This is a genomic window from Roseibacterium elongatum DSM 19469, assembly GCF_000590925.1.
Classification (GTDB): domain Bacteria; phylum Pseudomonadota; class Alphaproteobacteria; order Rhodobacterales; family Rhodobacteraceae; genus Roseibacterium; species Roseibacterium elongatum.
The window spans coordinates 2,509,231-2,524,254 of record NZ_CP004372.1; the positions used below are offsets into that span (position 1 = coordinate 2,509,231).

Consider the following 15,024-nt stretch of genomic DNA (forward strand, 5'->3'; position numbering starts at 1 on the left):
CTGCCCCATTCCGCGCGCGCTGCACAGTCCTGCCGTCAGATCAGACCGACCGCGCCATGGTGGCGCGGCCGGTTGCGGTCCGGCGTTGGCGGTACAGGGCCGATCAGTCGGCGCCGCGCACCGGGATGGTCGCGTCGGGGTTCGGGTGAACGACCTTTTGCACAAATAGATGATGGCCGCGGCCCCCAGCCCGATCAGGTCGCTGACCAGACCGCCTTCGATCATGAAGAGCGCCGCAATGATCAGGCCAAGGCGCAGGAACCAGGCTGACCGTCCGCCCATGAACCATCCTTGCACCCCGGCCGACAGCAGGAACACTCCGAAGGTCGCGGTGATGCCGGCGCGGATCACCTCGACCCAGGTGCCATCCATCAGGATGGCCGAGTTGTAGAAGAACATGAAGGGCACGATGAAGGCAGCGATCCCGATCTTGAAGGACGCAACCGAGGTCTCCATCGGGTTCGCGCCCGATATGCCGGCGGCGGCGTAACTGGCCAGCGCCACGGGCGGCGTGATGGCCGAGACGACGGCAAAGTAGAAGACGAAGAAATGCGCCGTCAGCATCGGGATGCCCAGTTGCACTAGGCCGGGTGCCACGACCGAGGCCGCAACCGCGTAGGCCGCCGTGGTCGGCATGCCCATGCCCAGCAGGATGGCGATGCACATGGCAAAGAACAGCGCCAGCAGTTGCGAGGCCGCGGCCAGGTCCAGCAGGACCGACGAGAACCGCGCGCCCACACCCGTCAGGCTGATGACGCCCACGATGATGCCGGCGCAGGCACAGACCGCGATGATCTGGATCGACATGACCCCGGCCAGTTCGAAGGCCTTGAGGATCGAGCGCAGCCCCATGCGATGGGGCGTCAGCCAACTGACGACGGCCGCGGCCGCGGTGGCCAGCGTGCCCGCCCGGATCACCGAGTAGCCCATGAACAGGGCCGCGATCAGGATGATGATCGGGACGAACAGGTAGACCTGCTTGGCCAGTGCGCGGAACTTGGGCAGCTCATCCTCGCGCATGCCGCGCATGTGCAGCTTGGCCGCTTCGAAATCGACCATGAAATAGATCGACGCGAAATACAGGATCGCCGGAATGATCGCGGCGATGGCGATCTCCTGGTAGGGGATGCCTGTGATCTCGGCCATGATGAAGGCGCCTGCGCCCATGATCGGCGGCATGATCTGCCCGCCCGTGCTGGCGGCGGCCTCGATCGCGCCGGCGGTCTTTTTCTCGTAGCCGACCTTTTTCATCAGCGGAATGGTCAGCGAGCCGGTCGCCACCACGTTGCCCGCCGAGGTGCCGTTGATCATGCCCATCAATCCGCTTGCGAAAATCGCCACCTTGGCCGGGCCGCCGCGCGCGCGTCCGGCGGCAGCAAAGGCGAAATTGACGAAGTAATCGCCCACTTTCGACGCCTGCAGGAACGCGGCGAAGATGATGAACAGGATGATATAGGTCGAGGACACGGCCGTTGTCGGCCCGAGGATGCCCGCATCCGAGTAGACATGCCCGAAGAACCGCTGCCAGCTATAGGGGTTCTGCACGGCCAGCAGGCCCGGCAACAGATGTGCCGTGAAGGTGTAGACAAGGAAGACGCCGGTGATGATGACCAGCGCAAGGCCCGCCACACGCCGCGTCAGTTCCAGGATCATGGCCGCCCCGGCGGTTGCCGCAAAGGCCACGCCGATGGGCACGAAAGGCGTGCCGACCGAGTTGCGCGCCGCAGTGCCGTAGATCGTGACCAGATACATCGCGACCACGATGCCACACAGCGCCAGCACCACGTCCGAGGCGGCGAACAACTCGCGCCCGCGCCGTTCGAACCAGCCCGTGACGATCGCACCGCCCGTCGCGATCAGCAGGGGAATGCCGAACCAGGTGATTTCGGTCTGGTAGATCTCGGTGCCCGGAAAAGCGGCCCAGGTGATCAGCCCGCCCATTTCGGGCAGATCGCCCGAATTTATCATCTGCATGAAGCCCATGACCGTGAAGGCCGAGATGCCGACGGGAATGACCAGCGCCAGGGCAACGAGGGACAGCCAGCGCGTGTCGCGGTGTTGCTTGCCGTCAAACGTGTGCGCCGAGAACAGCAGGAACCCCAGCGCAAGGGCGCCGGCAATGTGCATGATGCGGAAATTCCAGGTTTCGAGCGGGAATTGCGGCAGGAAGGGCAGGTCGAGCCCCGTCATGCCCGACACGGACAGACCGTTCAGCGCGGCCATGTGAAAAGCGGCGTAAAGGGTCGAGAGCGTGGCGATGGCGAGATACGCCTTGCCGGTGAAAAGACGGCGGTTGGACTCGACGGGTTCCTCGTCGACGCCGTCGGCAATCACGGCCCCCTGGATCTGGTCCTCTGCGGCGGCCTTGGCCCGGTCGCTCATGTCATGTCCCCCTATGGCCGACTGGCTCGGCGCTGTCTTTCCCCGTCAACGGGGGCTTGCCCTGATCGGGTGATTGGATAGGCCGCGCCCCGTGGAGGAGCGCGGCCCGTGAGGTGATCTTGGTCAGGTCGGAACGGTCCGCCCCGACCCGGATCGCGCCAGATTACATGTCGCCGTGGATCATGTCATCGGGAATGTCGGCGCTGGCGTTTTCCTCGAACCAGCGGGCTGCACCGGGGTGCCACATCATGACGGTGTTGCGATCCCAGAACTCGGGCAGGGTCGAGCGGGCGGCGCGGTGGACGTTCACCATGCGCTCGTTATCCGACATGACCGCGTCCACGACAGCGTAGACGAAGGTTTCGGGCAGGGCGCAGTTGGCGATGGCGAAGTTCCACATCGACACCGAGCGTGCGCCGTTCTCAAGCGTGGTGTAGGTATCGGCCGCGATCTCGAACGGGGCCACCGGGAAGCTTTCCAGGATCTGGGCCTGCTCTTCTTCGGTGAATTCGATGATGTTGATGTCGGTCTGCACCTCGAGCTGCGACACGGCCGGAACCGGAACGCCCGCCGCAAAGGCGATCACGTCCAGCAGACCGTCCTGCAACTGGCCGCCAAGGTCCGACCAGCCACCGTTGCGGCGGTCGAATTCGACACCCAGTTCTTCCATCATGCGGGGGAAGTACGTGTCCGAGGTCGAGCCTGCGGGGCCGAAGCCGATACGGGCGCCCGCCGGAATTTCCGACACCGAGGTGATGCCCGAGGACGCCAGCGCCGTGATCGAGAAGGGCGTCTGGTACATCGGGAACATGGCGCAGGCATTGGTCATCTGAAGACCGGGTGCGATCGGGTTGCCGCCGGCCAGGCTTTCTGCGGCCGGGCCCATCGTGGTCATGCCGAAATCGACCTCGCCGGTGTGCACCAGCGCCATGTTCTGCATCGGACCGCCGGTCACTTCGCCGCTGCCCGAAAGGCCCAGCTCTCTTCGGCCACCAGGTTCGCCCAGCCATTGCCATAGCCGAAATAGGTGCCGCCCTGCGATGCCGTGCCGACGGTAAAGCTTTCGGGCCAGCCCTCGCGATCCGCGTCAGCCTGGGCGAATGCCATGCCCGTGCTCAGGGCGGTCGCCGTCGCGACGACGGTCAGTTTCGCAAATGCAGATTTTGTCATCTAGTCCTCCACTGTTCTTGCCGCCGGGACGTTTTGCCCTGTCTCTCGCGGCATGCACCCCAGCGGGCGCATTGCGTGAAGGTATAAGGCACCGAGCCAGCCGCTCAAGGGCAAAAGCTCGGCTCGTCGCACATGTAAATTATATAATAATTGCGAACACCCATCAGGCCGTCGCGGCAATCTCGGCCAGTTTGCCATGCAGAACCTCGAGAAAGGCGTCGCGGGCCGGGTGGCGTGTGTCGCGCAGCCAGACTGCGGCCAGCGAAAGCTTGTCGCGCACCGCCGCCGAGGGTGGGCTCAGCGCGACAAAGGCCACACCGCCCACCGCCAGCCGCGAGGCCCATTTCGGAACGATCGCCAAGCCGACGCCACTACCGACAAGGCTGACAATCGTTTGTTTTTCCTCGGCGATCTGCACGATGCGGGCGCTTTGCCCGGCCTCGAGAAACAGTTTCATGGTCAGGTCATGACTGTGCGGACGCGAGCGGCGGTCGGGCACGATCAGCGGCTCGTCGGCCATGTCCGCGACACTCAGCGCATCGCGCCCGGCCAGGCGATGCCCCTTGGGCACCGCCACCACGGCTGTTTCATGGAACAGGTGCTGAAAGGTCAGCCGTGGGTCGCTGCTTTCTGGCGGGCGTATGATGGCGATGTCCAGGCGACCGGACAGCAGGCGCGGGATCAGGCGGATGGTCTTTTGCTCGAACAGTTCCACCTCGATCTCGGGATGCACCTCGCGCAGATGCGGCAGAAGTTGCGGCATCAGCCCGGCGGCCGCGCTGTCGATGGCCCCGATGCGCAAGACGGCGGCGCGATCCTCGTTTTCGTCGCGAAACGCCTTTTCAAGGCGGTCGGCGCGCTCGACCACATCGCGTGCGCCGTCGAGAAAGCGACGGCCCGCCGCCGTCAACGAGACATGGCGCGTGGTCCGCACCAGAAGGCGACTGCCAAGCCCGTCTTCCAAAAGCTTGATCTGCCGCCCGAACGAGGCGGGCAGCATGTCCATCCGTTGCGCCGCCCGTCCGAAATGCAAGGTGTCGGCCACGGCGATGAAGCACCTGAGTTGTCGCAGATCCATGGCGGCCTGGATAATATCATTTTTTTATATGATCGAGCGCTTATTGCCGGCCGGTGTTCGAATTGCCACACCTTCCCCAACCGATGATCGCCGGCCGGGCGCCCGATGACGCGCCGCACGGCATGCCAGCACAGGAAGCCCGAAATGAAGACATACAAGATCGCCGCCATCCCCGCCGATGGCATCGGCCCCGAAGTGATCGACGCGGGCGCACAGGTTCTGGCCGCGCTGGAAAAGCGCGAAGAGACGCTGAGCTTTGATCTGACCACCTTCCACTGGGGGTCGGATTACTACAAGAAAACCGGCGTGATGATGCCCGAGGACGGCTTGGACCAGCTCAAGCCCTTCGATGCGATCTATTTCGGGGCCGTGGGGGCACCCGATGTGCCCGATCACATCACGCTTTGGGGCCTGCGCCTGCCGATCTGCCAGGGTTTTGACCAATATGCCAATGTCCGCCCGACCAGGATCATTCCCGGTGTCGCCTCGCCGTTGCGCGGGGTCGAGGCGGGCGATCTGGATTGGGTGATCGTGCGCGAGAACTCCGAAGGGGAATACTCCGGCCATGGCGGGCGCGCACACCGGGGCTTGCCCGAGGAAGTGGGCACCGAGGTGTCGATCTTCACCCGCGTCGGCGTCACGCGCATCATGCGTTACGCCTTCGACCTGGCCCGGTCGCGTCCGCGCAAGCTGCTGACCGTGGTGACGAAATCCAACGCGCAGCGCTTTGGCATGGTGATGTGGGACGAGATCGCCGCCGAGGTCGCGCAGGATTATCCCGACGTGACCTGGGACAAGATGCTGGTCGACGCGATGACCGTGCGCATGGTCAAGACCCCGCAGTCGCTGGACACGATCGTGGCCACCAATCTTCATGCCGACATCCTGTCGGACCTGGCCGGGGCGCTGGCCGGGTCGCTTGGGGTGGCGCCGACGGCCAATATCGATCCCGAGCGGCGGTTTCCCTCGATGTTCGAGCCGATCCATGGCTCGGCCTTCGACATCACCGGCAAGGGCATCGCCAACCCGGTGGCCAGTTTCTGGACGGCCAGCCAGATGCTCGACCATCTGGGCGAGGGCGCGGCCTCGGCCCGCCTGATGCGCGCGGTGGAAAAGGTCTGTGCCGACGGGATCGTGACGCCGGATGTGGGTGGAACGGCCACCACCCAGCAGGTCACCGATGCCGTCTGCGAGGCGATCCGAAGCGAGAACATCTAGGCGTCGCAACCGCGGTGCGGATCGCGTGATTTTCCCCGTGGGGGGCGCGCGCTTTTTCTGGCCTCGGCGGGGGCGGCCTTGTTAGTCTGCCCCTGTCCGAGCGCTGAATGAGCACGGACCATGTGGAGGATTTGCGATGAGATTCAGATTGAGCGTGGCCGCTGCCGCGTCCCCCCTGGCCCTGGTCCTGGGCCTGACGACGGGGCCGGCCCTGGCCCAGCAGGTCGAGTGCGGCGGCATCGGGGCGGGCGGCACTTGGATCGGCGGCACACCCGAGGCGTCCGATGTCGCCACCGCCATGGGCACCCTGTCGCTGATCGAACAACCCGTGCCCTCGGGCGGCAGCACCGTGGCCCTGTTCTCGCTCAGTCAGCCCATGGAGGTGCGTCTCGAGGCGCAGCCGACACCGGGCGGCGATAGCGTCATCGAGCTCTATGATGCGGGCGGCCAACTTGTCGTGACCGACGACGACTCGGGCGGCGGGCTGGCATCCCGGGCCGAAACCCTGCTGCAACCGGGCGAGTACTGCCTTGCGACCCGCGGATTTGGCGGCTCCGCCCTGACGGCAGATATCGCCGTGGGACAATTGGGTCATGCCGCGATCACGCAGGGCCTGTCGGGCGGGTTCTTCGATGGCGATGGCGACCCCGACATGCCGATCTTCGTCGGCATCGATCCTTGCCTGCCCGACACGCCGGCCACCCCGCTTGGCGGCGACATGCTGGATGCGATGCTGGATGAGGGCGGGGCCGAGGCGACGAACACGATCAGCGGCACCCCGTATTACCGCTTCTCGCTGGCATCGCCGCAGCCCCTGACGATTCGGGCCGAAAACCCGAATGCAGATCCCTACATCTACGTTTTCGACGGGCAGGGCGAATTGCTGGCCGAGAACGACGATTACGACAGCCTCAACAGCCGGATCGATTTCACCGATCCGCTTCCCGCAGGCGATTATTGCATCGGCATGCGGGCGCTGGCGGACCCCGAGCTGCCGGTGACGGTGCGGGTGGCGCGCTATGACCAGCAGGCCGCGTTGAACGAGCTTTATACCCTGGGCGAGGCCGCGCCGCCGCTCGACGGGTCGTGGCCGGTCGTGGATATGGGCGTGCTGCCGCCCCGCGCCGTGCGCGACGCCCAGGTCAGCGGGCGCAATGCCGAATGGTTCACCTTCGAGATGCCATCGCGGGGGATGATCCTGATCGACGCGATCGAGGTCACCGACAGCGACCCGATGATCGCGCTGTTCGACGATCTGGGACGCGAGATCGCCTTCAACGACGATGCGGGCGGGTCGCTCAACAGCCAGTTGGCGCTGCGTCTCGATCCCGGCCGCTACATGCTGTCGGTGGTGCAATATGCCGACAGCTATCAGGGCATCATCCGCATCGCGACGGAACGCTTCGTTCCGGCCACCGAGTAACGCGGAACGCGACCCGACAGGCGCCGCCGGCTTTGCAGGCTGGCGGCGCTTTCGGGGGCAGGGGCTCAGGCCTGTTGCAGGGCGTCGATGATCCCTCCGAAATCGGAGGCCTTCAACGAGGCGCCCCCCACCAAGGCCCCGTCCACGTTCGACACGGCGAAGATCTCGGCGGCATTGCCGGGCTTGACCGATCCCCCGTAAAGCAGCCGGACCGACCGCCCGACCCCCGCGCCGAAACGGCGTTCCAGCTCGGCGCGGATGTAGTCATGAACCTCGCCGATCTGGTCGAGGGTCGGCGTCCGGCCGGTGCCGATCGCCCAGACCGGCTCGTAGGCGACGATCAGGCTTTCGCCGGTGGACAGATCGGGGATCGAGCCGGCCAACTGCCCCGAGATGATGTCGAGCGTATTCGCCGCGTCGCGCTGTGCCTCGGTCTCGCCCACGCAGATGATGCAGGTCAGCCCCGCCGCCAGCGCCGCGCGCGCCTGGGCCCGGACGGTGTCATCGCTTTCGCCGTGATCGGCCCGCCGTTCCGAATGGCCGAGGATGACATGGGTTGCGCCGGCATCGGCCAGCATCTCGGCCGAGATGTCGCCCGTATGGGCGCCCGAGGCCTGGGGGTGACAGGTCTGGCCACCAAGGGCGATCTTCGCCGTTCCGATCCGCTCGGCCATCGGGGCCAGCAGGGTCGCGGGCGGGCAGATCAAGATCTCGATCGCGGCATCGCCATGCGCGGCAACCAGCGTGTCGATCTCGGCCAGCGCGGCGCGCGTGCCATTCATTTTCCAGTTTCCAGCCGCCAGCTTGACGCGCATGCCCATCACTCCTTGTTCTCTGCCCGTTTGGGATGGCAAGGAAAGGCGGGCCGGTCAAGCGGGCCGCCCGCTGCGAACGGAGGCGACGATGATCCCCAAGGTGGATGCGGCTGCATTGGCGCGCGGCGATGCGCAGGCGATGGATCACGTGCGCACGGGCGCTTTCGACACGGGGTTCCTGTTGCTGGAGAACACGGCCCTCGGCCAGGCCGCGGTTGCGCGTGTGATCGAAACCTATCGGGCCTTTTTCCATCTGCCCCCGGCGCTCAAGGCCAAAGTGGACATGGCCGCCACGGGATCGAACCGTGGCTGGGGGGCGGCGCAGTCGGAACAGGTCGATCCGATGTCCAACCCGGATTACAAGGAATTCTTCGATTGCGGTGTCACCCTGGCCCAGGACGATCCCTTGGCGCAGCTGCAATTCTACGCGCCGAACCGCTGGCCCGAGGCACCCGCAGGCTTTCGCGATGTGATCGAGGCGTATTTCGACGCGGCCTGCCGGGTAGCGCTTGCGCTTTTGTCGGGGATCGCACGGGCCATTGGCGAGGACGGCGATTATTTCGCAGACAAGTTCGCGCAGCCCATGGCGCTATTGCGGGGCAATTACTATCCGGCGCGGCCCGGTTGGGCGGGCGACAAGGATTTCGGGATCGCGCCCCATACCGATTACGGGTGCCTCACCCTGCTGGCGACCGATGGCCAGCCCGGCCTCGAAGTGGCGCTGCGCGATGGCTCTTGGCACCCAGTGCAGGCGGACCCCGGTGTGTTCGTCGTGAATTTCGGCGAGATGCTGGAGATGTGGAGCAACGGACGGGTGCGCGCCACCCTGCACCGTGTGCTGGGCGGCCCGGAGGAGCGGATTTCCGTGCCGCTGTTCTTCAACCCGACCCATGACACCAATGTCGCGCCGATCGGGTCGGGCAAGGTCATTCTGGCCGGTGACCACCTGTCGCGGCGCTACACCGAAACCTATGTTCATCTGCATGGGCAAGACTAGCCCTTGCGCGGCGGTCCGCGTCGGTCCGGTCTACAGGTGAGACAGGGCGCGGCGGGCCCAGTCGCAGGCGATTTCGGGATCGTCCAGTCCGCTTTCGGGCATCGACCAATAGGGCATCACCGTCGGCGCCCGGCCCGCGCGCTGGTAGGTCCAGCGCGTGCAGCCCTCGGCGGTCAGACTGTCGACCATCGCACCCGCGCCCTTCAGCCAGAGGGACCCGTCGGCCATCAGGATCGCAAAGATCTTACCCTGATGATACAGGCACAGGCCGCCCATCATCTTGCGCGTTGTGATATCTCCCAAATCCGAGAACAGCTCGATCGCATGCGCGACATCGGCCTCGGCGACGGCCAAGTCAGCCGCCTTGCGCGGCGGCGCGTTCGGCCGCCAGTTCCTCGGCATCCTTGAACTTGATCGACTCGCCGCAGCCGCAGGCATCGGTCACGTTGGGGTTGCGGAACTTGAACGACGCCTCCAGCAGCGAGACCTCGTAATCGATCTCGGTGCCGAACAGGAACATCTGCGCCATCGGCGCGATCATCACGCGCGCGCCGTCCTGTTCGACCACCTCGTCATTGGGGTCGATCTCGGTCACGTAATCCATGGTGTATTCCATGCCGGCGCAACCGCCTTTCTTGACACCGATCCGCAGACCCTGTGTGCCGCCTTGGGCCATCAGCTTGGCGATCTGCCGGGCGGCGGCGGGTGTGAGGGTGACGGCCTGTTTTCCGGGAATGCCGAACATCGGGACTACTCCTGCGCGTTGTAGGCGTAATGTAGGGGGTCTTTGGCCTCGGCTCAACCGGGCAGGGCCGACGGCACCAGCAGCGCAAGGCCCAGTGCGGTGCCAAAGGCCCAGGTGAAGCTGACCACGCTGCCCAGCACAAGGCGGCGGCGTCCCTGCCGGGACCGCTGCGCCCAATGGCGCCAGACATAGATCAGCTTCAGTGCCATGATCGCGGGCACCAGCAGCGGCAGGCCCATCAGGATCGCCAGGCACAGGCCCACCCGCTCGACCCAGCCTGTCACGACGCCTTCGCGCGCCGGCGGCTCGGTCCCGCCGAGCAGGGTCAGCACGGCATATTGCCCGCCACGCGCGGCAAAGATGACCGCGCCCGCGATCAGGTAAGCCTGCGGAAGCGCCGGGACCGAGGAGAGCGGGCTGAGCGACCACAGCCCCGGCGCCAGGACGGCGACAGCGACGATCGAGGCGATGTGAAAAAGCTGATCGGCGATGTAGCTGGGCAAGCCCGATGGCATGCCGAAGGTCTTGAGGATGTCGATCAGCAGATGCGCGGCGGTCAGCGCCAGAAACCAGGGCGAAAAGGTCAGGGTCGTCAGCACCATCGCCAGAAACACAAGGGCGATATGGGTGCCCAGCGCGATCGGACGCCGCTTGTTGTCGACCAGCCAGCGTGTCTGGGCCAGATAGTCTGCGATGACATGTGCCAGAAACAGCGCGGCAAAGGTGTGGGCGGCCATGGGGGAAGGGGGGTCCGTTTGTCGCCGCGCACAAGGCCGGCGCGCGCCGGTCCGTGGGCGGCGATCCGTGCCAGGGTGACGCGGTGCCGCGCCGGGGCGGATTGGAGAAAGCCGTCGTGTCTGCGGGCGGTTACATGAACCCCAGTTCCAAGCGGGCCTCGTCCGACATCATGTCCATGCCCCAGGGCGGATCCCAGGTGATTTCCACGTCCACCTGCTTCACGCCATCCAGCGGTTCGATCGAATCCGCCAGCCAGCCGGGCATGTCGCCCGCCACCGGGCAGCCCGGCGCGGTCAGGGTCATGGTCACATGGACGGCGTTCTCTGGCGAGATCTCGATCGTGTAGATCAGACCCAGATCGAAGATGTTCACCGGAATCTCGGGGTCATAGACCGAGCGGCAGGCCTCGACCACCTGCTCGTACAGGGGATGATCCGTGGACGACGGCTTGATCAGCGGCGTGCCTTCGAGATGCTCTTGATGTTCGGTCATGCGCGGCCTCGTTCAATATCCGACAAGACATATAAGGATTGGCGGCATCGGGGTAAAGCCGTCAGGCGCCCCGACGTTTGCGCACCGGCTGCGGCCGGACATGTTTCTCGATGGCATCGAAGAGATGGGCGGCGACGTTCTTGCCCGTCGCCTCCTCGATACCCTGGACGCCCGGGCGAGGAATTCACCTCGAGCACCTTGGGCCCATCCTCGGAGCGCAGCAGATCGACCCCGGCCCAGCCCGAGGCCGAACAGCTTGGCCGATTTCAGGGCCGTGTCGCGCTCGGCCTTGGTGATGCGCACGGCGCTGGCCTTGCCGCCACGATGCAGGTTCGAGCGGAAATCATCCCCGCCCGCGGTGCGTTTCATCGCGGCCACGACCTTGCCGTCCACGACGAGGCAACGGATGTCTTCGCCGGCGGCCTCCTTGACGAAGCTCTGGACGAGGAAATTGGCGCGCAGGCCGCGAAACGCATCGATGACCGACTGCGCGGCCTTGCGGGTTTCGGCCAGCACGACACCTTTTCCTTGCGTCGATTCCAGCAGCTTGATGATCAAGGGGCCCGATCCGACCAGCCCGATGATGTTGTCGGTATCCTTGGGCGAGGCGGCAAAGGCCGTCTGCGGCATGCCGATCCTGTGGCGGGCCAGCAACTGATGCGCGTGCAGCTTGTCGCGGCTGGCGGTGATCCCCGCCGCCCCGTTCACGCAATAGGTGCCGATGGTTTCGAACTGGCGCAGAACGGCGGTGCCGTAGGCGGTCACGCTGGCGCCGATGCGCGGGATCACCGCGTCATAGCGGGGCAGGCGGGTGCCGTCGTAATGCACCTCGGGGGCCAGTGCGTTGATCGCCATGTAGCAGCGCGTGGTATCGATCACCTCGATCGTATGGCCGCGTTCCTCGCCCTCGGCCACCAGGCGGCGGGTCGAGTAATTGTCCTCGCGGCTGAGCACCGCGATGCGCAGGGCGCGTTTGGGCGCAGCCTGTTTCACACGGGCCGAGCTGTAGATGTCATAGCTCAGCTTTTCCTGGCAGAAACTGTCGGTGGGGGCGACGACCCAGTCGGGCTGGATCGCCTGACGCCCCAGCAACATGCGATAGGCCATGGTGCCCCGGTCGGTCAGCGTGACCTCGATGGGCGTCGAGGTGCCACCGACGGACAGGTCGGTTTCGATGACATAGCGCAACTCGGTCTCGCCATTCGAACTGGTGACCTCGCGCCGGTCCTTGATCGCGGCCGAGCAGGCGATGGTCAGGTCGGTGCGGCCCGGCACGGGGTGCACGGCAAAGCGCACCTTGGGCCGGCTGGCGGGGCCGAAGGTCTCGATGTCGAAGGCATGCAGCGCCGAGGTGCGCGCGCCGGTGTCCACCTTGGCCTTCATGGCGGGCAGACCAAGGCCCGGCAGGGCGACCCATTCCTCCCACCCCAGGCGCAGGGGGCTGTCACTCTCGGGCATGGCTGTGTCCTCTCCCGGCATAGGCGTGGTAGCAAGGCAACGGTCGGCGCGGGGCCGGGCGCTGCAAAGGGTCGATTGTCTTGGCAGGGATGCGATCGCTCGTCAGGGTCGATGGCGGATTTGGCGCGACAAAAGCACGGGGACAGATGCGGCGCAACAGGGCATTGAGCGCGCGCCGGCATGTGGCAATCGCCTTGGCGGGGGCAGTGGCGGCCTTGGCGGGCTGCGTGGCCGTGCCGCAGGGCCCGGCGGGGCCGGAGACCACGGCCAGCAGCGCGCGCGGGACGCCGACTGTCACGCGCGATGCGACCGATCTGACGCTGGCGCCCTTCGAAGAGGCCCCCTGGCCCCTTTTCCTGACGCGCCTCGGCTTGGATGACAGCCGCGATTACGTGGTTCTGGCCTATCTGCCGCCGCGCGTGCCTTTTGACATGCGCGGCCCCGATCTGGCCCGCCAAAGCCTTGTGCGGCTGGCGTCCAACCCGGTGGCCGTGGCCATGTCGCCCGCCTGGATCGGGCATCTGGTGGTGGCCTGGCAATGCAATGGCCGGCGCGGCGTCACCTCGCATACCGGCGATCGCAGGCGGCGGGCCCTGCGCCTGCTGGCGCAGGGCTGGGGCCTGTCAGCGGTGCTGGCCACCTATCAGGATGGCGGGCTGGTGACCGAGGCGGGGTTTCCCGCGCCGCAGGACCGCGCCTTTGCGACCGGGGGCGGTGCCGTCCTTGCGGCCGAGGTCAGCCCGGGGGCCTGCGCGGCCATGCGCGCGCGGCTGGCCGATTTTGCCACGTCGCCGCGGGCGCGGCGCTACGGCCTGCTGGAGGACCCGTGGTCGGGCGGCGGCGCGGGCTGCCTGACCTTTGGCGCCTATCTCGCCGAGGCGGCGGGCCTCGCGGCCTTGTCGCGCGGCGCGATCCTGCGCGAGGTGCCCATCCCGGTGGATCTGGTCGGTTTGCGGGCCGAGCCGCAGGGGATCATCGCCTATCGCCCGCCCGGTCTGTCGGGGCAGGTGCCGGCGCGCCCGGTCTCGGTTCTGCGGCTGCTGCGAGAGCCATGGGCCGGCACCGTGGCCGAACCGGCGCAGGTGCCCGACGGCGAGGCCGTTCTTGCCGCCCTGGTGGCGCCGCGCGTCGGCGTGTCCGGGCCACGGGATTGGCGCTTTGCGCGGGTTCTGCCGGAAAGCGACCCGCTGATCGCGCGCGCGGCGGCACAGGCGCGCGGTTGGGCCGCAGGATATCCCGTGCGGCGGATCTCGGACCCCGAAGGCGTCTCGGCGCTGGTGCTCGAACGCTAGGCGGGGCTTGGCAATCGGGGTGCGATACGCCACAGAGCGGCCATGACACAGCGTTTTTTCCTACCGTTTGACCGCCACCGATGGGCGCGCACGCAGCGGCGTGATCGACACGCCCCGCGGTCAGATCCGCACGCCCGCCTTCATGCCGGTGGGCACGGCGGCCACCGTCAAGGCGATGATGCCCGAAAGCGTGGCGGCCACCGGTGCCGACATCTTGCTGGGCAACACCTATCACCTGATGCTGCGCCCCACCGCCGAACGCATCGCGGCCCTTGGCGGGCTGCACAAGTTCATGAACTGGTCCGGGCCGATCCTGACCGACAGCGGCGGGTTCCAGGTCATGAGCCTGGCCGAGTTGCGCAAGCTGACCGAGGAGGGGGTGACCTTCCGCAGCCATATCGACGGCTCGAGGCACATGCTCAGCCCCGAACGCTCGATGGAAATCCAGACGCTGCTCGGCTCGGACATCGTGATGTGTTTCGACGAATGCCCCGCGCTGCCCGCCGACCGTGACCGCATCGCAGAAAGCATGCGCCTGTCGATGCGGTGGGCCGAGCGGTCGAAAGAGGCCTTTGGTGACCGCCCCGGCCATGCGCTGTTCGGCATCCAGCAGGGCGGGCTGGACGAGGATTTGCGCGGCGAAAGCGCCGAGGCCCTTCAGGCCATCGGCTTCGACGGATATGCCGTGGGCGGGCTGGCCGTGGGCGAGGGGCAGGCGGCGATGTTCGGCTGCCTCGACTACGCGCCTCAGATGCTGCCCGCCGACAAGCCACGCTACCTGATGGGCGTGGGCAAGCCCGACGACATCGTGGGGGCCGTGGCGCGCGGGATCGACATGATGGATTGCGTGCTGCCGTCGCGTTCGGGGCGCACCGGCCAGGCCTGGACACGTCGCGGGCAGGTCAACATCAAGAACGCCCGCCATGCCGACGATCCGCGCCCGCTGGACGAACACTGCACCTGTCCGGCCTGTCGCAACTATTCACGGGCCTACCTGCACCATGTGTTCCGGTCGGGCGAGATCATCAGCTCGATGCTTCTGACCTGGCACAACCTGCACTATTATCAGGAGTTGATGGCCGGCATGCGCGCCGCGATTGCACAAGGCCGCTTTGCCGCGTTCGAGGCCACCTTTCACGCGCAGCGTGCCGAGGGCGATATCGCGCCCCTCTAGGCCCAGCCGCGCCCCGACGCGGAACCCGTGGGGCGCCGGTCG

11 protein-coding genes and 3 pseudogenes are annotated in these 15,024 nt (G+C 66.5%); 5 read left to right on the forward strand and 9 right to left on the reverse strand.

Annotation, left to right across the window (positions count from 1 at the left end; genetic code table 11):
- Positions 1-103 precede the first annotated feature (103 nt).
- From ROSELON_RS12195 to ROSELON_RS12205, 3 genes and pseudogenes are all read right to left on the reverse strand, one after another.
- Positions 104-2,382: pseudogene (locus tag ROSELON_RS12195) on the reverse strand (TRAP transporter permease).
- A gap of 163 nt (positions 2,383-2,545) precedes the next feature.
- A pseudogene (locus tag ROSELON_RS12200) lies at positions 2,546-3,489 on the reverse strand (TAXI family TRAP transporter solute-binding subunit).
- Between the two features lie 226 nt (positions 3,490-3,715).
- On the reverse strand, positions 3,716-4,630 hold the full coding sequence (locus ROSELON_RS12205; RefSeq protein WP_025312656.1) for a LysR family transcriptional regulator: 915 nt from the start codon (positions 4,628-4,630) through the stop codon (positions 3,716-3,718).
- A gap of 144 nt (positions 4,631-4,774) precedes the next feature.
- On the opposite strand from ROSELON_RS12205, the gene ROSELON_RS12210 reads away from it, so the two are divergent.
- Entirely contained in the window at positions 4,775-5,848 is a 1,074-nt protein-coding gene (locus ROSELON_RS12210; protein WP_025312657.1) for a tartrate dehydrogenase, read from the forward strand.
- Positions 5,849-5,984: 136 nt separating this feature from the next.
- Positions 5,985-7,271: a pre-peptidase C-terminal domain-containing protein gene (locus ROSELON_RS12215; RefSeq protein WP_025312658.1), complete on the forward strand. Its 1,287-nt coding sequence runs from the start codon at positions 5,985-5,987 to the stop codon at positions 7,269-7,271.
- A 65-nt stretch (positions 7,272-7,336) separates the two neighbouring features.
- On the opposite strand, the gene tpiA is transcribed toward ROSELON_RS12215, so the two are convergent.
- Positions 7,337-8,086 (reverse strand): triose-phosphate isomerase, encoded by a 750-nt coding sequence (gene tpiA / locus ROSELON_RS12220; protein WP_025312659.1) that lies wholly within the window; start codon positions 8,084-8,086, stop codon positions 7,337-7,339.
- Between the two features lie 88 nt (positions 8,087-8,174).
- On the opposite strand from tpiA, the gene ROSELON_RS12225 reads away from it, so the two are divergent.
- Positions 8,175-9,083, forward strand: coding sequence for an isopenicillin N synthase family dioxygenase (locus tag ROSELON_RS12225; RefSeq protein WP_025312660.1), 909 nt, complete (start codon positions 8,175-8,177; stop codon positions 9,081-9,083).
- Between the two features lie 30 nt (positions 9,084-9,113).
- On the opposite strand, the gene ROSELON_RS12230 is transcribed toward ROSELON_RS12225, so the two are convergent.
- The 5 genes and pseudogenes from ROSELON_RS12230 to rimK form a co-directional block, all read right to left on the reverse strand.
- Positions 9,114-9,437 carry a TfoX/Sxy family protein gene (locus tag ROSELON_RS12230; RefSeq protein ID WP_025312661.1) on the reverse strand — a complete coding sequence of 108 codons (324 nt, stop codon included), beginning with the start codon at positions 9,435-9,437 and terminating at the stop codon, positions 9,114-9,116.
- Position 9,438: 1 nt separating this feature from the next.
- Positions 9,439-9,828, reverse strand: a complete 390-nt coding sequence (locus tag ROSELON_RS12235; RefSeq protein WP_025312662.1) for a HesB/IscA family protein — start codon at positions 9,826-9,828, stop codon at positions 9,439-9,441.
- 53 nt (positions 9,829-9,881) lie between these two features.
- Complete coding sequence (locus ROSELON_RS12240) at positions 9,882-10,565, reverse strand: DUF3307 domain-containing protein (protein WP_025312663.1); 684 nt, start codon at positions 10,563-10,565, stop codon at positions 9,882-9,884.
- Positions 10,566-10,695: 130 nt separating this feature from the next.
- Positions 10,696-11,058: an SUF system Fe-S cluster assembly protein gene (locus ROSELON_RS12245; protein WP_025312664.1), complete on the reverse strand. Its 363-nt coding sequence runs from the start codon at positions 11,056-11,058 to the stop codon at positions 10,696-10,698.
- A gap of 61 nt (positions 11,059-11,119) precedes the next feature.
- Positions 11,120-12,516, reverse strand: a pseudogene (gene rimK, locus ROSELON_RS12250) (30S ribosomal protein S6--L-glutamate ligase).
- Positions 12,517-12,698: 182 nt separating this feature from the next.
- Here rimK and ROSELON_RS12255 point away from each other — a divergent pair.
- Both ROSELON_RS12255 and tgt read left to right on the forward strand, forming a co-directional pair.
- A complete protein-coding gene (locus ROSELON_RS12255) occupies positions 12,699-13,808 on the forward strand; it encodes a hypothetical protein (protein WP_156945936.1) in 1,110 nt (369 codons plus the stop codon).
- 67 nt (positions 13,809-13,875) lie between these two features.
- Positions 13,876-14,982, forward strand: coding sequence for a tRNA guanosine(34) transglycosylase Tgt (tgt, locus tag ROSELON_RS12260; RefSeq protein ID WP_025312666.1), 1,107 nt, complete (start codon positions 13,876-13,878; stop codon positions 14,980-14,982).
- The last annotated feature ends 42 nt before the right edge of the window (positions 14,983-15,024 follow it).

Bases quoted from the DNA above. Each gene is read 5' to 3' on its own strand.
- ROSELON_RS12245 (WP_025312664.1), bottom strand. From the start codon at position 11,058: ATGACCGAACATCAAGAGCATCTCGAAGGCACGCCGCTGATCAAGCCG.
- ROSELON_RS12205 (WP_025312656.1), bottom strand. From the start codon at position 4,630: ATGGATCTGCGACAACTCAGGTGCTTCATCGCCGTGGCCGACACCTTG.
- tpiA (WP_025312659.1), bottom strand. From the start codon at position 8,086: ATGCGCGTCAAGCTGGCGGCTGGAAACTGGAAAATGAATGGCACGCGC.
- ROSELON_RS12210 (WP_025312657.1), top strand. From the start codon at position 4,775: ATGAAGACATACAAGATCGCCGCCATCCCCGCCGATGGCATCGGCCCC.
- ROSELON_RS12235 (WP_025312662.1), bottom strand. From the start codon at position 9,828: ATGTTCGGCATTCCCGGAAAACAGGCCGTCACCCTCACACCCGCCGCC.
- ROSELON_RS12215 (WP_025312658.1), top strand. From the start codon at position 5,985: ATGAGATTCAGATTGAGCGTGGCCGCTGCCGCGTCCCCCCTGGCCCTG.
- ROSELON_RS12225 (WP_025312660.1), top strand. From the start codon at position 8,175: ATGATCCCCAAGGTGGATGCGGCTGCATTGGCGCGCGGCGATGCGCAG.
- ROSELON_RS12240 (WP_025312663.1), bottom strand. From the start codon at position 10,565: ATGGCCGCCCACACCTTTGCCGCGCTGTTTCTGGCACATGTCATCGCA.